The sequence below is a fragment of the Curtobacterium sp. MCBA15_001 genome (assembly GCF_001864835.1).
In the GTDB taxonomy this organism is placed as follows: domain Bacteria; phylum Actinomycetota; class Actinomycetes; order Actinomycetales; family Microbacteriaceae; genus Curtobacterium.
Genome location: NZ_MJGI01000025.1, coordinates 518,740 through 538,287 on the forward strand (window position 1 = coordinate 518,740; position 19,548 = coordinate 538,287).

16 protein-coding genes are annotated in these 19,548 nt (G+C 72.3%); 5 read left to right on the plus strand and 11 right to left on the minus strand.

What is annotated here, in order from left to right; all coding sequences use genetic code 11:
- The first annotated feature begins 14 nt into the window (after positions 1-14).
- The 4 genes from BIU90_RS14370 to BIU90_RS14385 all read left to right on the plus strand — a co-directional run bounded on the left by BIU90_RS14370 (position 15) and on the right by BIU90_RS14385 (position 6,819).
- Positions 15-1,562 carry a DUF3375 family protein gene (locus BIU90_RS14370; RefSeq protein WP_071300844.1) on the plus strand — a complete coding sequence of 516 codons (1,548 nt, stop codon included), beginning with the start codon at positions 15-17 and terminating at the stop codon, positions 1,560-1,562.
- Positions 1,559-2,377: a DUF4194 domain-containing protein gene (locus BIU90_RS14375; protein WP_071300845.1), complete on the plus strand. Its 819-nt coding sequence runs from the start codon at positions 1,559-1,561 to the stop codon at positions 2,375-2,377. The genes BIU90_RS14370 and BIU90_RS14375 overlap by 4 nt, the downstream gene beginning before the upstream one ends.
- Complete coding sequence (locus tag BIU90_RS14380) at positions 2,374-5,769, plus strand: ATP-binding protein (protein ID WP_071300846.1); 3,396 nt, start codon at positions 2,374-2,376, stop codon at positions 5,767-5,769. Before BIU90_RS14375 ends, BIU90_RS14380 begins: the two co-directional genes overlap by 4 nt.
- Positions 5,770-6,486: 717 nt before the next feature.
- On the plus strand, positions 6,487-6,819 hold the full coding sequence (locus BIU90_RS14385; protein ID WP_083403972.1) for a hypothetical protein: 333 nt from the start codon (positions 6,487-6,489) through the stop codon (positions 6,817-6,819).
- Between the two features lie 163 nt (positions 6,820-6,982).
- On the opposite strand, the gene BIU90_RS14390 is transcribed toward BIU90_RS14385, so the two are convergent.
- Positions 6,983-8,446 (minus strand): peptide MFS transporter, encoded by a 1,464-nt coding sequence (locus BIU90_RS14390; protein ID WP_071300847.1) that lies wholly within the window; start codon positions 8,444-8,446, stop codon positions 6,983-6,985.
- 283 nt (positions 8,447-8,729) lie between these two features.
- On the opposite strand from BIU90_RS14390, the gene BIU90_RS14395 reads away from it, so the two are divergent.
- Entirely contained in the window at positions 8,730-10,841 is a 2,112-nt protein-coding gene (locus BIU90_RS14395) for an acyl-CoA dehydrogenase (RefSeq protein WP_071300848.1), read from the plus strand.
- A gap of 84 nt (positions 10,842-10,925) precedes the next feature.
- On the opposite strand, the gene csrA is transcribed toward BIU90_RS14395, so the two are convergent.
- Genes csrA through BIU90_RS14445 form a run of 10 tightly spaced genes read right to left on the minus strand, consistent with a single transcriptional unit; the run spans position 10,926 to position 19,500 of the window.
- Complete coding sequence (csrA, locus tag BIU90_RS14400; RefSeq protein WP_071300849.1) at positions 10,926-11,207, minus strand: carbon storage regulator CsrA; 282 nt, start codon at positions 11,205-11,207, stop codon at positions 10,926-10,928.
- Between the two features lie 60 nt (positions 11,208-11,267).
- Entirely contained in the window at positions 11,268-12,242 is a 975-nt protein-coding gene (locus BIU90_RS14405) for a hypothetical protein (protein ID WP_071300850.1), read from the minus strand.
- On the minus strand, positions 12,217-14,271 hold the full coding sequence (locus BIU90_RS14410; RefSeq protein WP_071300851.1) for a flagellar biosynthesis protein FlhA: 2,055 nt from the start codon (positions 14,269-14,271) through the stop codon (positions 12,217-12,219). Before BIU90_RS14410 ends, BIU90_RS14405 begins: the two co-directional genes overlap by 26 nt.
- Entirely contained in the window at positions 14,268-15,491 is a 1,224-nt protein-coding gene (locus BIU90_RS14415; protein ID WP_083403973.1) for a flagellar biosynthesis protein FlhB, read from the minus strand. The genes BIU90_RS14410 and BIU90_RS14415 overlap by 4 nt, the downstream gene beginning before the upstream one ends.
- A gap of 2 nt (positions 15,492-15,493) precedes the next feature.
- Positions 15,494-16,255 carry a flagellar biosynthetic protein FliR gene (locus BIU90_RS14420; protein WP_071300852.1) on the minus strand — a complete coding sequence of 254 codons (762 nt, stop codon included), beginning with the start codon at positions 16,253-16,255 and terminating at the stop codon, positions 15,494-15,496.
- Positions 16,255-16,530: a flagellar biosynthesis protein FliQ gene (fliQ, locus tag BIU90_RS14425; RefSeq protein WP_056124776.1), complete on the minus strand. Its 276-nt coding sequence runs from the start codon at positions 16,528-16,530 to the stop codon at positions 16,255-16,257. Before fliQ ends, BIU90_RS14420 begins: the two co-directional genes overlap by 1 nt.
- Complete coding sequence (gene fliP / locus BIU90_RS14430; RefSeq protein ID WP_071300853.1) at positions 16,530-17,357, minus strand: flagellar type III secretion system pore protein FliP; 828 nt, start codon at positions 17,355-17,357, stop codon at positions 16,530-16,532. Before fliP ends, fliQ begins: the two co-directional genes overlap by 1 nt.
- The gene (locus BIU90_RS14435; protein ID WP_071300854.1) at positions 17,354-17,905 is read right to left on the minus strand and encodes a flagellar biosynthetic protein FliO; all 552 of its coding nucleotides are present in this window, start codon (positions 17,903-17,905) and stop codon (positions 17,354-17,356) included. Before BIU90_RS14435 ends, fliP begins: the two co-directional genes overlap by 4 nt.
- 6 nt (positions 17,906-17,911) lie before the next feature.
- The gene (fliN, locus tag BIU90_RS14440; protein WP_071300855.1) at positions 17,912-18,625 is read right to left on the minus strand and encodes a flagellar motor switch protein FliN; all 714 of its coding nucleotides are present in this window, start codon (positions 18,623-18,625) and stop codon (positions 17,912-17,914) included.
- Positions 18,622-19,500 (minus strand): flagellar motor switch protein FliM, encoded by an 879-nt coding sequence (locus BIU90_RS14445; RefSeq protein WP_071300856.1) that lies wholly within the window; start codon positions 19,498-19,500, stop codon positions 18,622-18,624. Before BIU90_RS14445 ends, fliN begins: the two co-directional genes overlap by 4 nt.
- Positions 19,501-19,548: the final 48 nt, after the last annotated feature.

A 19,548-nucleotide genomic window follows, 5' to 3' on the forward strand; every position in this document is an offset into this window, starting at 1 on the left:
TCAGCAGGGGCAGCATGACCGACGTCGACCTCGAGTACGCCCGCGTGCGCGCGGTGCTCGACCGTCCGACACTCCGGCTGATGTCCCGCCCGACGAGCAGTGTCGTCCTCGCCGTGTTCCGCACGGTGTTCGACCGCGACGTGCAGTACGTCCCCGCAGAGCGGATGCACCTGCAGGTCGAGGAGCACGTCGCCCGCCTGCAGACGACCGAGACCCAGCGATCGACCGAGACCCAGCGATCAGCCACCACCGCGGCAACGGACCCGGCAACCGACACGGACCCAGGGCCGGAGCCGAAGCCCAACGGCCGCGCCCTCTGCCGTGAGTGGGTCGCCGCACAGTGGCTGGTCCGCTCGAACTCCCCCGACGGCGACGAGCAGTACTCCCTGACCAGCCACGCCCTCGAGGCCCTGAGCCTGGTGGACGCACTGTCCTCCGACCGGGCGCTCATCAGCGAGAGCCGCCTGGCGATGATCGTCGACGCGGTGCACCGGTGGGCCGCCCGCGCCGAGCCGGACCCGGACGTGCAGATCCGCCGGCTCGACGCGCAGATTGCCCAGCTGCAGGCGGAGCGAGACCGTGTCGCGAGCGGCGAGGAGCCCGCGGCGGTCGACGACGACCGGATGCGCGACGGCTACGCGAACATCACCGACCTGATCCGTCAGCTGCCGAGCGACTTCAAGCGCGTCGAAGAGGCCGTCGCCTCCATGCACCGCGAGATCGTCGAGGACTTCCGGAACGAGGTCCGTCCGATCGGCGAGGTCCTCGACGACTACCTCGCCCGCACCGACACGCTGATGCAGGCGACGCCCGAGGGCCGCGCGTTCGAGGGGGCGTTCGAGCTCCTGCGCGACGACGCCCTGCTCCTGCGCCTGCGCGAGGACATCGCCACCATCCTGGAACACCCGTTCGCCGAGTCGCTCAGCAGCACCGAGCGGCGCACCTTCCGCAACACCGTCGGCATCCTGCGGCAGGGCATCGAGGACGTGCTGGCCCAGCGACGCCTGCTGACCGGCACCCTGCGCGACCAGATCGTCGCGCACGACGTGGTCCGTGACCGCGAGCTCGACGCGGTCCTGCGCAGTGTGAACCGCGGCCTGGCGACGCTGATGGGCTCCGGCGCGACCCGGGAGCGCATCCCGCTCGGCCTGCTCCCCCCGGTCGCCGAGGTCGGCACGCTGCGCGAGCGCTTCTACGACCCGGACGCCGAAGCCGTCCCCCCTCCCATCGAGGAACCCGACGACGACGTCTTCGACGACCTCGACGTCGCCTCGTTGCGGAGCCACGGCGGGCCGCTGTTGCAGGAACTCCGGAACGCGCTGCGCTCCGACGCCACCACGAGTGCCGCTGCCTTCCACGGCCTGCCGCCCGAGCAGCGTCGACCGGTCGAGCTGTTCGGCCTGGCGCACCTGCTCACGGGACGCCCCGACTTCGAGACCGGCGACACGACCGTCGCGCACCACGCGGTGCGCCCGGACGGGTCGACGGTCACCTTCACCATGCCGACCGCCCGCCTGAACGGCGCGGCACCGGCAGACGACGACAGCCTGGAGGCCCGGTGAGCGACACGACGTCGGCCCACTCCGACGACACGGCCGAGTTCGACGACGCAGCTCGGTTCGACGACGCAGCTCCGTTCGACGACGGGGAGCCCCTCGACGAGACCGAGCGCGACGCGTCGAGCTTCGCGCTGTTCGAGGGCGACGAGGGTCGTCTCGACGAGCCCCAGCGTCGCGCGTTCGTCGCCCTGCTGCGGCACTCGTACGTCAGTGCACGCACCCACGCCGACGAGTGGCGCGCGGTCCTCGACGCCGAGGCCCAGCTGCGCTCGCGGCTCAACGACCTGTTCCTCGAACTCCACGTCGACCGCACCCGCGAGGTCGCCTGGAAGCGGCAGGCACGGTCGGAGAGCCAGCGCCGCGGGTTCCCGACCCTGCTGCGCGACGTGCCGTACACCCGCGAGGAGACGATCGTCCTGGTCTACCTGCGGATGCGGCTGCGTGCCGACGCCCGGCCCGGACTCGACCAGGTCGTGGTCGACCGGTCCGAGATCCTCGGGCACGTGGCGGGCTTCCGTCCGGCGACGGCGACCGACCGCACCCGCGACGAGGGCCGCGTGGCGAAGGCCGTCGAGCGTCTCGTCACTGCGCGCGTGCTGCTGAAGACGAGTGACCCGGACCGCTTCCGGATCGCGAGCGTCGTCGAGGTGCTGCTGCCGCTCGAGCGCCTGCGCGAGCTCGACACCTGGCTGGCGAGCACGACCGCGAACGCGACCACCGACGGAGCCGGGGCGCCTGACGGAGCCGGGCCGGGCCTCCCGTCCGACGACCAGCCCGACGACCAGCCGGACGAGCAGGAAGACGAGGAGTCCGCGTGAGCGACCACCGCACCGACACCGCCGGCATGCCGGCGCTCTTCGACACCGTCGCGCAGTGGCGGGCCGAGTCCATGCAGGTCGTCAACTGGGGCGGCTTCCACGGCCACCGTCAGGTCGAGCTGTCCGGGACCGCGACGCTGATCTCGGGCGCCTCGGGCACCGGCAAGTCGACGCTGATGGACGCGTACCTGGCTGTGATGATGCCGTCCGACGTGCCGTTCAACGGCGCCTCGAACGACGCGACGACCGGACGGGCGCGCAGCGCCGACCAGCGGAACCTGCTGACGTACCTGCGCGGCAAGGTCGACACGCGCCGCGACCCGGAGTCCGGTGCGCTGCGCGACGTGAACCTGCGTGGCGACGAGTCGGCGACGTGGGGTGCGGCGGCCGTGACCTTCCGCAACGACGACGAGCGGCGCTTCACGGTGCTGCGGGCGTACGTCGTCCCGAAGCGGGCACGCGGGGTCGGCGACATCCAGATGACGATGGCGACGGTCGACGACGACTTCGACCTGCGGCGGCTCGAGGACTTCGTGCCAGGCCGCTTCAACCACCTCGAGCTGACCGGTCGCGTGCCCGGGCTCGTCATCCGCGACACCTACCAGGAGCTCGCCTACACACTGCAGACCCGGCTCGGCATCGGCGACTCCGGTGGCGGCAACCGCGCGATGCGCCTGCTCGCGCGCATCCAGGCCGGGCAGCACATGCCGACGGTCGACTCGATGTACAAGTCCCTGGTGCTCGAGACCCCCGGCACCTACGAGGCGGCCGACCGCGCGCTCGCGCACTTCGCGGCGCTCGACGAGGCGTACGAGGCGATGGACACCGAGGAGCGCAAGGTCCGGATCCTCGCGCCGATCACCGAGCTGCACCTGGAGATCGAACGCTCCCGGTCGGCCGCCGCGGCACTCGACGGCATCGCGACCGACGCCGAGGTCTCCCCGTTCGCGCACTGGACCGCCACGCGCAAGCGGGAGCTGCTCGACGACGAGGTGGCACGCAACAGCCGGGCCCGCACCGCCGGACGCGCCGAGGTCGAGGCCGCGTCGGCACGGCACGCCGCCGTCGAGGTCGAACTGCGCGAGGCCGAGGGACGCCTCCGCGACTCCGGCGGCAACGCCCTGGCCCAGCTCGAGGACCGCATCGACCGGCGCACCCGCGAGCGCGCCACGGTGGCGCGTGCCCGGGAGGCCTTCGCGTCGCGGACCGACGTGCTCGGAGCGCCCACGTCGACGGAACGGGACTTCGTCGCGGCACAGCGGGCGTCCCACGAGTTCCTCGGCACGTACGGCGACGCCCGCGACGCGCTCGACGGCCGCCGTGACGCGCTCACCCGCGAGGAGTACCCGCTCCTCGACCGCGAGCGGTCCCTCCGGCAGGAGCGGCAGTCGCTCGAGCACCGCCAGGGTGCGATGCCGCTGCCGATGCACGAGGCCCGCGTGGCGATGGCGCAGGCGGCCGGCATGGACCCGGCATCGCTGCCCTTCGTCGCCGAGCTGCTCGACGTCCTGCCCGGCGAGGAGCGCTGGCGCACGGCGATCGAGTCCGTGCTCGCGCCGGTCGCCCGCACGCTGCTGGTCGACCAGGACCGGCTCGACGACTTCAGCGCCGCGATCGACGCCCTGCGCATCCCCGTCCGGGTGCAGTTCGAGGGCGTGCCGAGCGGGCCGCACCTGGACGTCGACGGCGACCCGGCGATGGTGTCCGGCAAGCTGGCGATCAAGGACTCCCCCTTCAGCACGTGGGTGCGCTCGCGCATCGAGTCCGACCGGATCGACGCGCGGTGCGTGGCGTCCGCGGCGGAACTCGGCGGGCGGTCCGGCGACGTCGGTCGTCGTGTGACCGAGTCCGGGCAGCTCCGCGACGGCCGACGTGGTGCGCACGGTGACCGTCGCCAGGCGAACGTCATCGGCTTCACGAACGAGGCCCGGGTCGGCGCGGTCGAGACCGAGCTGGCCGCGATCGCGCAGGACCTCGCGACGCTCGAGGCCCGGCGCACCGACGTCGCGCAGGACATCGCCGCGCTCGACGCCCTGCGCGCCGCCCACCAGCACGTGGTCGACACGACGTGGGAGTCGATCGACCTGGCCGGCGTGGACGAGTCGCTCGCCCGCCTGTCCACCGAGCGGGACGCACTGCTCGCCGCCGACGACGGCCTCCGCGCCCTGCGCGCCTCGGTCGCCCGGCTCCGCGGTGCCCTGGACGAGGCAGCCGACCGCCGCGCCGCCGCCCGGGTGTCGGTGCAGCGACTCGAGGAGCGGCACGCCGTGCTCGTCGACGGGCAGGACGCGGCCGCCGAGATCCTGGCGCGCTTCGAGTCCGCTCCGGACGCCCTGCCCGACGGGGAACAGGCACGACTGCTCGCCGAGACGTTCGACGAGGTCGGCGCCCCGGACGGGGTCGACGGCTTCGACGACGCGACCCGCCGACTCCGCCGACGCCTCGAGGAACGGCTGTCCCAGGCCCTCGACGGTGCCGCCGCGGCCTCGAACACGCTGACGATGACGTTCCAGCGCTACCAGGACGCCTGGCCGGACCCGAACCTCGGCACCGGCGTCGCGTCCTACCCCGACTACCGCGCGATCCTCGACGACATCGTCGCGACCGGCCTGCACGCCCGTCGCAGCGAGTGGCGCCGACGACTGTCGCAGTGGAGCGGCGAGGACCTCGTCCCGCTCGCCGGCGCCTTCGACCGCGCCGTCGTCGAGATCGAGGAGCGGCTCGAACCCGTCAACGAGATCCTCCGCGACCTGCCGTTCGGTGCGAACCGCGACCGGCTGAAGATCGTCATCCGCCGGGTCACCCGCGAGGACGTCACGCAGTTCCGCCGCGAGCTCCGTGCCCTGTCCGCCTCGGTCGACGCCGAGCTGACCGACGACGTGCTCGAGACCCGCTTCCGGCGACTCCGGCGCTTCATGGCCGTCATCCGGCACGACGCGTCCGTGCCCCGAGGCGCTCGGACCTCGCAGCGCGACGCCGTGCTCGACGTCCGGCGGCACATGGAGATCACCGCGGTCCGGTACGACACCGCGGGCGAGGACCTCGGCGTCTACTCGTCCCTCGGCGACAAGTCCGGTGGTGAGACGCAGGAGCTCGTGGCCTTCATCGTCGGGGCGGCGCTGCGCTACCAGCTCGGCGACGAGACCCGGCCCCGACCCCGGTTCGCACCGGTGTTCCTCGACGAGGCCTTCATCAAGGCGGACTCGGAGTTCGCCGGGCGTGCGGTGACGGCGTGGCTCCGGCTGGGCTTCCAGCTCGTGGTGAGTGCGCCGCTCGACAAGGTCACGGCACTGGAGCCCGCGATGGAGCGGCTGCTGTCGATGCGCAAGCACCCCGAAACGGGCCACTCGTCGATCACCGAGATCCGGCGCGAGGAGCCCGCGGCCGTCTGACCTGTGATGCCCGCGCCCGTCCCTGCGGGACGGGGTCGGCTCCCGTCCGACGGGTGGCGGCTCCGCCGGCTTCCCGGGGTCGCGGAACACGCCGCTCGCGTCCGCCGAGGTCGCGCAAGCGGCCGCCTCGGCGCCGCGTGAGCGGCAGGACGTGCGCCCTCGGCGCCACGCCTGCGGCGTGTCGCGCGACTTCGGCACCGGTTGGCACCGGTCAAGTCCAGCGGCGACCGACCCCGGACGGGAGGCACGGTGCGGGCTGGCACCGAGCCTCCCGTCCTTCGGGTGGCGGCTCCGCCCGGTCCCCGAGGTCGCGGAACACGCCGCTCGCGTCCGCTGAGGTCGCGCAAGCGGCCGCCGCCGCGCCGCCTGAGCGGCACGACGTGCGACCTCGGCGGCACGCCCGCGGCGTGTCGCGCGACTTCGGCACCAGTCAGCGCCGGCCCCGGAGCAGCGGCTACCGACGCCGGACGGGAGGCACGGTGCAGGCTGGCACCGTGCCTCCCGTCCGACCGGTGGCGGCTCCGGCAGCGTCTCGGGGTCGCGGAACACGCCGCTCGCGTCCGCCGAGGTCGCGCAAGCGGCCGCCGCGGCGACGCTCGAGCGGCACGACGTGCGACCTCAGCGCCACGCCTGCGGCGTGTCGCGCGACGGCGGCACCGGTCGGCACCGGCGCGGGCACGCAGCGGACCGCACCGGGTGACGCGGTACGGTACGGGCGTGATCTGGAACCGGAAGCGCCGCCCCACGCCCGACGCCGACCAGCCCGGTGGTGCTGGCCTCGGGATCGGGGCACTCGTGCGCGTCGTGCCCGCGGCGGACGGGGGCGGTGAGCACTGGGTCGAGGGCGATGGCAGCCCGGAGCCGATCGGGCTCATCGTGGCGCCGGGCGGCAACCAGATCGTGGGCTACCCGGGCGTCGGCGAGCCGCTGTCGTGGACCGTCGCCTTCGACGAGCCCGTGTACACGAAGGACGGCCGCGGCCCCTTCGAGCGCGCGACCGTCCTCAGTCGTCAGTTGGTGCCGGTCGAGCCGGACCGGTACGAGGCCTAGTACTCCTCGGAGCCGCTCTTGGCCATCGCGCCGAGGGCCATGCAGGTGCCGATGCCACCGATGACGCCGATGCCGATGATGATCGCGCCGACGAGTTCGAGCATGGTGTTTCTCCTGTGTTCGCGAGGGTCCGGGCGGGGCTGGTTCCAGGCTACCGGACGGGTCAGCGGATGCCGCGCATCAGGCGCAGCACCGGCTTGGCGCCGATCAACAGCAGCACGCCGACCACGACCGCGACGAGCCCGAGGACGGTGAAGTACGGGGCCTCGTTCCGTGGGTCGTAGTACTTCGACAACACACCCGTGACGGCGGTGCCGAGGGACACCGACAGGAAGAACAGGGCCACCATCTGGGTCTGGAACTTCGGCGGCGCGAGCTTCGTCGCGACGGACTGGCCGATCGGGGACAGCAGCAGCTCGGCGATCGTGAAGACGAGCAGGATGCCGACGAGCACGAGCACGGGCGTGCCGTTCTCCCCCGTGCCGACGAACGGCAGGAACAGCAGGAACGCGATGCCCATGATGCCGGTGCCCAGGGCGAACTTGGTCGGCGTCGAGGGCTGGCGCTCGCCGAGGCGGGTCCAGAGCGCGGCGAAGACCCCGGACAGGATGATGATCATGATCGGGTTGATCGACTGCACCCACGACACGGGCATCTCGAACCCGCCGACCATGCGGTTCAGCCGCTGGTCGGAGTAGATCGTCACGACGGTGAACTGCTGTTGGTAGAGCGACCAGAACACGGCACTGGCGATGAACAGCGGGATGAAGGCCAGCACGCGGGAGCGCTCGTCGCGCGTGATGCCACTGGTGAGGATGACGACGAAGTAGCCGATGGTCGCCAGGATGACGATCGCGACGACGACGGTGGGCAGGTTGCCGACGTTGAGCAGCCCGGTCAGGACCGCGGTGACGATGACGGCGAGCCCGACGACGACGCCGACGGCGACGACCGGGTACCGACGTCGGTCGAGCGGGTTCGACACGTGCTGCACGGCGTCCGGCAGGTTGCGGCGTCGGATGCCGTACTGGATCAGCCCCGCTGCCATGCCGACCGCGGCCAGCCCGAACCCGAAGTGGAAGCCGAGCGAGCTCTGCAGCAGTCCGGTGAGGATCGGGCCGAAGAACGCGCCGATGTTGACACCGAGGTAGTAGAGCGAGAAGCCGGCGTCGCGGCGCGGGTCCTCCTTCGAGTACAGGCTGCCGACGATGGTGGTCGCGGTGGCCTTGAGCCCGCCGGAGCCGAGCGCGATGAGCACCAGGCCGACGCCGACGCCGGTGACGCCTGGCAGGACGGCGAGGGCGATGTGCCCGCACATCACGACGATGGCGCTGCCGAACAGGGTCTTGTCCGCACCGACGAGTCGGTCGGCGATCCACGCACCGAGGATCGTGAAGAGGTACACCGCGCCGCCGTAGGCACCCATGATGCCGGCGGCGACCGTCTCGTCCACGCCGAGGCCGCCGCGCGACACCGTGTAGTACATGTAGATCAGGACGATGCCCTGCATGCCGTAGAACGAGAAGCGCTCCCACAGCTCGACGGCGAACGGGGTGGACAGCTCGAACGGCTGGCCGAAGAAGGTCCGCTCGCGCTTCGTGTGCGGAGCGGGGGTGGTACGTGACATGCGCTCCAGTGTGCCCGCCGTGCGCGGATCCCGCCCAATCGCCGAGCGAGGCTCACGACGCGGGAAGCGGCACAGCGGCACAGCAGCACAGCGGCACAGCAGCGCAGCGGCGCAGCGGCGCAGCAGCGCAGCAGCGCAGCAGCGCACCATCACGTTGTGGGGTTCCCACGACCATCGCCCGGACGTCTGCCGCCCGACTTGTCGTCACCGCACCGCTCACATGCACCGTCCGTGCGGCGTGCCTAGGTTGAGTGGAGCAACACCGCTGTCCAGGAGGGCTCCCATGGTCGACACCGCACCCACCACCCGCGCCACCGCGACGAGCTCGGGGGTGTCCGCCCCGAAGGCCGACGCTGCCGGCGACCCGGCAGCGGGGACCCCGGTGGGCGGGACGCACACCGACCTGCACATCGACGTCGAACTGCTCGCGGAGCACCTGCTCGGGCGCTGGGCCGAGGACCGTCGGATCTCGCGCCGCCTGGTGCTCGACCCCGCGCTGCACAAGGTGGAGGGCCTGACCAACCACGAGCACCGCGCCCGCGCGTTCGACCAGCTCCGCATCCTGCAACAGGCCGGCGCCATCCAGCGGCCGTACCCGCTGGAGTTCGGCGGCCACGACAACCACGGCGGCAACCTCGCAGCGTTCGAGGAGCTGACGACCGCCGACCCGTCCCTGCAGATCAAGGCCGGCGTGCAGTGGGGCCTGTTCGGCTCGGCCGTGCACCACCTCGGCACGGAGCGCAACCACCGCGAGTTCCTGCCCGGCATCATCGACTTCGACGTCCCCGGCTGCTTCGCGATGACCGAGACCGGCCACGGTTCCGACGTGCAGAGCATCGCCACGAGCGCCACGTACGACCCGGCAACGCAGGAGTTCGTCGTGCACACGCCGTTCCGCGGGGCGTGGAAGGACTACATCGGCAACGCCGCGCTGCACGGCAAGGCCGCCGTCGTGTTCGCCAAGCTCGTCACGCAGGGCGTCGACCACGGCGTGCATGCGTTCTACGTCCCGCTGCGGAACGACGACGGGGAGTTCCTTCCCGGTGTCGGCGGCGAGGACGACGGCGTCAAGGGCGGCCTGAACGGCATCGACAACGGCCGGCTGCACTTCGACCACGTCCGCGTCCCGCGCACCAACCTGCTGAACCGGTACGGCGACGTCGCCGAGGACGGCACGTACTCCTCGCCGATCGACTCCCCCGGACGCCGGTTCTTCACCATGCTCGGCACGCTCGTGCAGGGTCGGGTGTCGCTCGACGGCGCTGCGGTCGTCGCGCAGAAGATCGGGCTGCAGATCGCGCTGACCTACGCGATGCAGCGCCGGCAGTTCCCGACCGACGGCGGCGACGAGGGCGTCCTGCTCGACTACGGCCGGCACCAGCGTCGACTCATCCCGCGTCTGGCGACCGTGTTCGCGCAGTCCTTCGCCCACGAGCAGCTGCTCCGCACCTTCGACGACGTGTTCAGCGGACGCCAGGACACCCCCGAGCGGCGCGAGGACCTCGAGACCCAGGCCGCGGCGTTCAAGTCGATGTCCACGTGGTACGCCCTCGACACGCTGCAGGAGTGCCGCGAGGCCTGCGGCGGTGCCGGCTTCCTCGCCGAGAACCGGCTCACCAGCCTGCGCGCCGACCTCGACGTCTACGTGACGTTCGAGGGCGACAACACGGTGTTGCTGCAGCTCGTCGGCAAGCGCCTGCTGACGGACTTCCGCAAGCGTGCACCCCGCGACGCCACCAGCACGGCGAAGTTCGTCGCCGCCCAGGTCGGTGCGAAGCTCGCGGACGCGTCGGGGCTGCGACGGCTCGGCCAGACGGCGAAGGACCGCGGCTCACTGGCCGCCAGCGTCACCGACCTGCGCGACCCCGCCGTCCAGCGGGCGCTGCTCGCCGGCCGCGTCGACACGATGGTGACCGAGATCGGGATGCGCCTGGCCGCCGCCGGCAAGGACCGGGCCCGAGCGGCGAAGATCCTGAACCGCTCGCAGCACGACCTGATCGAGGCCGCGAAGGCGCACGCCGAGCTGATGCAGTGGGATGCGTTCACCGCCGCGATCGACGAGGTCGCCCCCGGGGACACCCGGCGCGCCCTGGTGTGGCTGCGCGACCTGTTCGCCCTGGGCCTGCTCGAGCAACACCTGTCGTGGTACCTGGTGCACGGGCGGCTCTCGGCGCAGCGCGCTCGTGCGGTGTCGGCCTACGTCGACCGGCTCATCGCCCGCCTGCGACCGATCGTCCCGCAGCTGCTCGACACGTTCGGGTACGAGCCGGGCCACGTGCGGGCACCGATCGCCCTCGGCGAGGAACAGGCGCGGCAGGACGAGGCGCACGCGTGGTTCGCGGCGGAGCGTGCCGCCGGACGCCTGCCGGAGCAGGAGAAGAAGCCCCGCGCCTGACCGAGGCGCCACATCGCACCCCGCCACGGACGTCGCACCCCGTCCTGACGGGGTGCGATGTCCGTCAGGGGGTGTGAAGCGGGATCAGGTGGCAGACGACGTGCCCGATGCAGGCGGGTCGGTCGGCATCGGCGCCGTCCCGCCGAGTGCGGCACGCAGGCGCGCCTCGGCGTCGGCCGACGCTGCCTGCGTCGCCTCGACGTTGGCCTCGGTCACCGCGCGGACGACCTCTTCGCGCTGGATCTTCACGCCACGGGGCGCGTCGATGCCGATGCGCACGCCGTCCCCCCGGGAGTCGAGCACCGTGATGACGATGTCGTCACCGATGAGGATCCGCTCGCCGACCTTCCGCGTGAGTACCAGCACCCGCTCAGCCTAGCCAACGCCCGGTCCCGCGTGTCGCAAGCAGCCCCCGCGCCGCGGGCGTCAGAGGCGGACGACCGGGACCCCGAGCGCGTCGACGGTCTCGGGCGTCGCGGTCTCGGCGGACCGGATCGCGACCACACCGGCGACGGCCACGCGTGCCGCGACGGCGTGCAGCATCGCGCGGCTGTCCTCGTGCTTGCGTCCGGCGTCGACGACGACCCACACCTGGTCCGGCACCAGTCCCTCGAGCGCGGCCGCGTCGTCCCACCCGGCGAAACCGAGCAGGGCGTGCCCGTCGCGGACGCCCTCCGCCCGGGCCAGGATCCCGCTGCGCCGGTCCTGCGCGTCGGTCCCCCGCAGACCGTGGCGCGCGGCGAACGCGCCGGCTGCGGCGTCGACGTCCGCGGTGCGTCCGACCAGCAGCACCAGGTCGCCGTCGGCCGAGCAGACGGCCGGCACCGGCGCCCGCACCGCGGCCGGGGTGGGACGCGGTACGAGCGGGACGACGTCGGCGACGACGGTGGCGCCTCCCGGCAGGACCGAAGGCAGGACGGGCGTCAAGGCGGGCGTCAGGACGGACGGGAGGCCCGGCTCGGCCCCGGCCGGCACGTCGCCGACCGACGGGGTCGCGTCGACGGCCGCCGGAGCGGCGACCAGGACCGGCCGCGGTGCCGGCGCGATGCCGTCGGCGACGAAGCCGTCGAGCACCGACGCGAACGCGTCCGCCCGGGCCGACGACGTGCCGTCGTGGATCGCGATGCGGGCCTCGGCCTCCTCGGCGTCTGCCAGCAGCGCGGCGATCCCGATGCGCTGGACCGGCCCGTCCGCGATGGCGACGCGCGCGATCGGAGGATCGGACGGTGCCGGCACCTCGACGGTGGCCTCGACGTGGGCCTTGCGGAACAGTCCGCCGATGCCACCGCTCGTGACGCGTTCGGCGCTGACGATCCGGGCGCCGGGCCCGAACTCGGTGCGGACGGCGTCGCGCAGGGCGTCGAGCGTGGCGGCGCTACGCTGCAATCGGGTCGGCGGCACGGACCACTCCCACGGTCTCGATGGTGGAGCCCGCGGCGGTGGCCTCCTGGTAGGAGAGCACCGCCAGGCCGTTCGACTGAGCCGACACCATCCGGTGCACGGCGGGGCGGAGCTGCGGCGCGCAGACGAGCACGGCGGACAGCCCCTGGTCCTCGACGCTGCGGACGGCATCGCGGACGGAGCCGAGCACCTGCTCGATGCGGTGCGCGTCGAGCATGATCTGCGATCCCTGCTCGGACGGTCGGAGCCCCTCGAGCATCGACTGCTCCAGCAGCGGGTCGATCATGATGACCCGCAGCACGCCCTCGTCGAGGTGTCGCGCCGGCAGGGCGGGACCGAGCGCGGCGCGGGCGGCCTCGACCAGGCCCTCGGGGTCGGTGGACACCTTCGCACGCAGGGTGAGCGCCTCGCAGATCCGGCCGAGGTCGTTGATCGGGACGCGCTCGGCGAGCAGCCCCTGCAGCACGCGCTGGAGCTCGGCCATCGAGAGCATGCCGGGCACGAGCTCCTCGACGGCGGCGGGGTTGACCTGCTTGACGCCCTCGGTCAGGACCTTGACGTCCTCGCGCGTGAGCAGGCGTGCGGCGTGGTCACCGATCACGGCCTGCAGGTGCGTGACGAGGACGGACACGCGGTCGATCACGGTCGCCCCGGTCATCTCGGCGGCGTGCCGGAGCTCGGCCGGCACCCACTTGCCCGCCAGGCCGAAGACCGGCTCGACGGTCGGGTCGCCGGGCAGGCCGTCGAGCTGGTCACCGAGGGCCAGGACGCTGCGGGCGGGGGCGGTCCCACGGCCGGCCTCGACCCCGGCGATGCGGATCGCGTAGGTCGACGGCGGGAGCTCGATGCTGTCGCGCGTGCGGACCGGCGGCACCACGACGCCCATGTCCAGGGCGATCTTGCGGCGCAGGGCACGGACACGGCCGAGCAGGTCGTCCGAGGCGCCGGAGACCATGTCGACGAGGTCTGGTGCGAGCAGGATCTCCAGGGCGTGCACGCGCATCTGCTCGATGAGGTCCTCGGGGGTGTCGCCGGACGGGGCTGCGGCCTCGAGCGCCTGCTGCTGCTCGGCAGCCGCTTCCGCGCGCTGGGCGTTCCGGCCGATCCGCCAGCCCGTGAACAGCAGCGTGCCGCCGACCAGCAGGAACGGCAGGATCGGCATGCCGGGGATGAAGCCCATCGCGATCGCGGCGACCCCGGCGATCAGCAGGGCGTTCTTCGACTGGCCGAGCTGCGTCGCCGCCGATGCGCCCATCTCGGACTCGGCGCCCGAGCGGGTCACGATCATGCCGGTGGACACGGCCATGAGCAGCGCCGGGATCTGGGTGACGAGGCCGTCGCCGATCGTCAGGATGCCGTACTTCGACAGCGCGTCGGTGACCGACAGCCCGTTCTGCAGCATGCCGATCGCGATGCCGCCGATGAGGTTGATGACGATGATCAGGATGCCGGCGATGGCGTCACCCTTGACGAACTTCGACGCACCGTCCATCGAGCCGTAGAAGTCGGCCTCGGCGGACACCGACGCGCGGCGCTCCTTCGCCTCGGCGTCGGTGATGAGCCCGGCGTTCAGGTCGGCGTCGATCGCCATCTGCTTGCCGGGCATCGCGTCGAGCGTGAAGCGGGCACCGACCTCGGCGACGCGCTCGGCACCCTTCGTCACGACGACGAACTGGATGACGATGAGGATCAGGAAGATGACCGCGCCGATGATGATCGACCCGGACACCGCGACGTGCCCGAACGCCTGGATGACGTCACCGGCGAAACCCTGTCCGAGCACCAGCCGGGTCGACGCCACGTTGAGGCCGAGGCGGAACAGGGTCGCGACGAGCAGCAGCGACGGGAACACCGAGAAGTCGAGCGGCTTCTTGACGAACAGCGTCGTCAGCAGGATCACCAGCGCGAGCAGGATGTTGCAGATGATCAGGAAGTCCAGCAGGAACGACGGCACCGGCAGGATCAGCAGCAGGATGATGCCGACGATGGCGACCGGGACGGCGAGCTTCGGCAGGTCCTTGCGGTTCATGCGGGGACTCCCTGGGTTTCGGTCGAACGGGCGGCGGGCGGAGCGACGGGCGGAGCGGTGGGGCGGGGTGTCCGGAGCCTGCGGGGGCGGAGGTCCCCGGTCAGGGTGGCCGGGTCGAGGACGGTGGCGACCTCGTCCGGCGTGGTGGGTCGTGGCGGCGCGTGGGTGCCGGCCGCTGCGCCCCGGGACCTGAGCGCCATCACGAAGGACAGCACCCTGGCGACCGGCGTGTACAGGTCGACGGGGACCTCGTGTCCGAGCTCGCACGCGGCGTGCAGCGCCCGGGTGAGCGGGACGTCCTGCACGATCGGCACGCGGGCCTCGGTCGCGCGCTCGCGGATCAGGTCGGCGACCGGCCCGGCGCCCTTCGCGACGACCCGCGGTGCCGACTTGCCCGGCTCGTACTTGAGCGCGACGGCGTAGTGCGTCGGGTTCGTCATCACGACGTCGGCGGTGGGGATCGCCTGGATCATCCGGTTCCGGCTCATCGCGAGCTGCCGGGACCGACGCTGGCCCTTCACGTGCGGGTCGCCGTCGGACTGCTTGTTCTCGTCCTTGACCTCGCGCTTGGTCATCATCGTGCGCTTGCGGTTGCGGCGGATCACGACGAACACGTCGAGCGCCGCCAGCACGAGCCCGGCCGCGATCGCCGCGCGCAGCAGCGTCCCGGCGCCCTCGCCCGCGGCGGACAGCACGGCGCTCAGCGGCAGCGACCCGCTCGTCATGAGCACGGGGACCAGCCCCTGCACCGCGAACCAGAGCACCAGCCCGACGACGGCGGTCTTCACGAGCGCCTTCACACCGTTCCAGAGCGCCTGGGTGCCGAACACCCGCTTGATGCCCTGCACCGGGTCGAAGTGCTCCGGCGTCGGGGCCAGGGAGCGGAAGTGGACCCCGCCCTGCGCGACCGCAGCTGCCGCGACGCCGACCAGCACCACGAGCAGCATCGGACCGAGCGTCGCACCGATCGAGCCGAGCGCGTCGTCGAGCACCCCGCGCATCGTGCCGATCGTCGGGTCGGCGATGACGACCCGGACGGCGTCGAGCTGGGACTGCCCGGCCGCCGCCGCGCGACCGATCGTCGACGGGATCATGAGCGCGGCGACGGCGATGCCGATCCACGCGCCGAGGTCCTGGGAGCGGCCGAGCTGGCCCTTCTTGTGGACCTCGCGCATCCGCTTGTCGGTGGCCTTCTCGGACTTCTCACCGCTGTCAGACATGCTCACCCCCGCCCTGAGATGGCCTGCACGGCGTCGCCGGTCAGGCTCGACACGACGGCGGGCAGCGCCATGAACAGCGCCCCGGCGAAGATCACCGTCAGGCCGATCTTGATCGGGAAGCCCATCTGGAAGGCGTTGAGTGCGGGGGCGACGCGCGTGAGCAGGCCGAGCCCGACGTCGGCCAGGAACAGCACGACGACCAGCGGGCCGGCGATCTGCAGCGACGACAGGAACATCTGCGAGAGCGCGGTGACGAGCATCCCCGCGACGCCACCGAGCGGGACGGAGCCGCCGACGAGCGGCACGGCGTCGAACGAGCGGACCAGCCCGCCGACGATGAGCTGGTAGCCGCCGGACGCGAACAGCAGCGCGAGCGAGGCCATCTGGAACAGCCGGGTGAACTGCGCACCGTTCACCTGGGACTGCGGGTCGTAGGCCTGGGCGAGCGTGAAGCCACCGAACAGGTCGATGAGCGCACCGGCCGACTGCACGGCCGCGAACACCAGGTACACCAGGAAGCCGAGGACCAGGCCGACGGTGAGCTGCGTCACGAGGGCGACCAGGAACGCGCCCGTGTCCAACGACACGTACCCGGCGGTGACCCGGGGGGCGACACCGATGGCGAGCCCGAGCGCCAGGATGAGCTTCACCGTCGCCGGGAACGCCTTGTACGAGAACGGCGGGGCGATGAGGAAGAACGCGATCATGCGGACGCCCGCGAGCATCGTGCCCTCGAGGGCGTCGAAGTCGATCGTCAGGTCCATCAGCCGACCCCGAGCAGCTTCGGGATCTGGTCGAACGCGAAGTGCGTGAACCCGATCATCTCGGAGATCATCCAGTTGCCGCAGACGACCAGTGCGACGGCCACCGCGAGGGCCTTCGGCACGAACGACAGCGTGACCTCCTGGATCTGGGTGACCGACTGGAACAGCGAGATCGCGAAGCCCACGACGAGCGAGGTGACGAGCACCGGGGCGGCGAGCTTGCCGGCGACGATGAGCGCCTGCAGCACGAGGTCGATGACGGCCTGCTGGTCCATCAGTGCACCACCTGGTAGCTCTCGATGAGCGACTTGATGATGAGCCCCCACCCGTCGACGAGCACGAACAGCAGGATCTTGAACGGCAGCGAGATCATCACCGGCGGGAGCATCATCATGCCCATCGACATCAGCGCCGCCGACACCACCAGGTCGATGACCAGGAACGGGATGAAGATGACGAAGCCGATGATGAACGCGCTGCGGAGCTCGGAGATGATGAACGCCGGGATGACGGTGGTCATCGGCACCGCGTCGAGGTCCTTCGGGTTTGCCAGGCCCGCGGCACGGGTGATGAGCGCCACGTCCTCCTCGCGCGTCTGGTGCAGCATGAAGGTCCGGAGCGGCTTGGTGCCGATGTCGACGGCCTGCTGGAAGTCGAGGTGGCCCGCAAGGTAGGGCTGCAGCGCGTCGTCGTTGATGTGCCCGATCACCGGGGCCATCACGAACAGCGACAGGAACAGCGCCAGCCCCGCGATGACCTGGTTCGGCGGGATCGACTGCAGCCCGAGCGCGTTCCGCGTCATCGCCAGGACGACGAATATCTTCGTGAACGACGTCATCATGAGCATGAGCGCCGGGGCGATGCTCAGCAGCGTGATCCCGATGAGCGTCACGACCGCCGAGGACGGCGTGCCGTCGGGGCCGTTGACGTTCACCGAGAAGCCGCCGGTGGACGGCGCCGCCGGCGCGGAGGGCGTCGCGGGTGCGGTCGGCTGCACCACGCCGGCAGCGTGGGCGCCGGTCGTCGTGAGCATGAGGAACCCGGCGACCATCGCCACCCCGAGGATCGCGAGGAGCAGGACGCGGGCGCGCGCGGCGGTCACCCGGCCCGCCGGGAGCGGACCGCGGCGGCGGCCTGGCGCCAGGTCTCGCCGGACAGGATCGAGCCCTGCAGCTGCGTCGACGTCGGCACGACGGTGGCGCGGCGGGCGCGGTTCCGGGGACGCATCGGCAGCGCGTCGGCGACCGACTCGACGGGCGCGGCGGACGGGAGGCTCGTGGCCGCGTCGTCCTGCGCGGCCAGTTCCTGACGGAACGCCTCGGCCGACGGGGTTGGACGCACCGGCAGCTGCACGGGTCCGGTCACGATGGTCAGTTCCGGCGCCGGAGCGGCGCCGCTGGTGAGCAGGGAAACTCCGGACTCGGTGACGCCGAGCACCAGGCGCTCCCCCGCCACGTCCACGACGACGACGCTCGCCTTGCCGCCGATCCCCTGTCGGGCGACGACCTCGACCACGGCGGAGCGACGCCCGCGCGGCTTCTTCGCCGCGCCGAACTGGCCCTTCGCCATGCGTCGGTGCAGCACCCACATCAGGGCGAGCACGACGCCGAGCGAGAGCGCGACGCGGAGGGCGATGACGAGCGTGTCCACCGGGGGTCAGACCGTCTCGGCGACGTCGAGGATCTTGGTGATGCGCACGGCGTAGTCCTGGTCGACGACGACGACCTCGCCGTGCGCGATCAGCCGGCCGTTGAGCAGCACGTCGGCGGGGGCACCGGCGGAGCGGTCGAGCTCGACGACGGCGCCGGGCTCCATGCCGAGGACGTCGCGGACGGACATCCGGGTGCGGCCGATCTCGACGGTGAGGGTCATCTCGACGTTGTTGATGCGGCCGAGGTTGCCGGTCGGGATGCTCAGGACGGTCTGCGCCGACGCCTGCCCGACGGTGCCGTTCTCGCGGACGCGGATGCCGAACCAGCCGCCGGGCATGCCGCCCGCGGTGAGCTCGAACACGACGGTCTCCGGGTCGGCGAACAGCGACGCGGCCGACTCCCGTCGAGCGGCACCGAGCACCCCGACGCCGAGGAGCGACGCGGCGGCCTCGAGCGAGGGCCGCAGGACGTCCGTGACGTCGACGAGCCCGTGCTCGGTGCCGCCCGCGGCGGCGACGCCGTCCAGGTCGGTGAGGACCAGGGCGAGGTCGGCGGAGCGTCCACCGACGAAGGACGCGACCACCCCGTCGACCGCGGCCTCGAGGACGGCGGAGGTCGCGCCTCCAGGCAGGGCGAGCGCGCGGAGCGGAGCCGCCGTCGGGAGCTGGAGGGCGAGTGCCTCGGCGGCGCCGGTGTGCAGGGAGGTGGTGGCGGTCATGCGGGCTGCTCCGATGTGGTGGTGACGACGATGCCGGCCAGGCGGGACCCGTTCGCGCCGACGGCGGCGGTGCCGACGGGCTCGCCGTCGACCGTGATGGTGAGGGGACGGTGCTGCGGGTGCGGCAGCGGGAGCACGTCGCCGACGGCCAGGCTGAGGACCTGCGACGGCAGGACCGCCGCGGGTGCCAGGCGCAGCGACACGCCGACGGGGACGCCCGCCAGCTGCGCGTCGAGCAGGGCCCGGGCATCGGCGGCGGTGACCGTGGCCTGGGTCTCGCCGAGCTGCGGCAGGACGGCCTCGGCGGGGAGCGCGAGCGTGCCGGGGGCGATGCGGTCGCCGACGCGGATGCTGAACGAGGCGACGATCATCAGGTCGCCCTTCTGCGCGGCCTGGGCGAACTGGCTGTTGTACTGGAACCCGCCGACGCCGACGTCGTGCACGAGCAGACCGCCGAACGAGTAGCGCAGGTCGTCGAGGGCGTCCTCGACGATCTTGCGGACCAGGGCCTGCTCGATGGGCGTGAAGGTGCGCTCGGGCGTCGGCAGCGGCTTCGCGGCGCCGAGCGCGTGCGACACCCAGGTCAGGGCGGCGTCCAGCGGGACCTGCAGCACGCCCTTCGGGGTCGTGTCGGCGATCGGCAGCAGGGCCATGCCGGTGAGGGCGGGCAGGGACGCGGCGTACTCGTCGTACGTCATCATCTGGACCTGCTCGCTCGTGACCTGGCTCACGACGCGGACCTTCGCGGTCAGCTGCGTGCCCCACTGCCGGGCGAAGGTCTCGAAGGCGAGTTCGAGGACCCGGGCGTGCTCGCGGGCGAGCGTCGACGGGCGCGCGAAGTCGTACACCTCGGGCGCGGGCAGGGTCTCGGTCACGACAGGGGCTATCGGTCCCCTGGGTGTCACCCGTCAGTGCTGTACCCC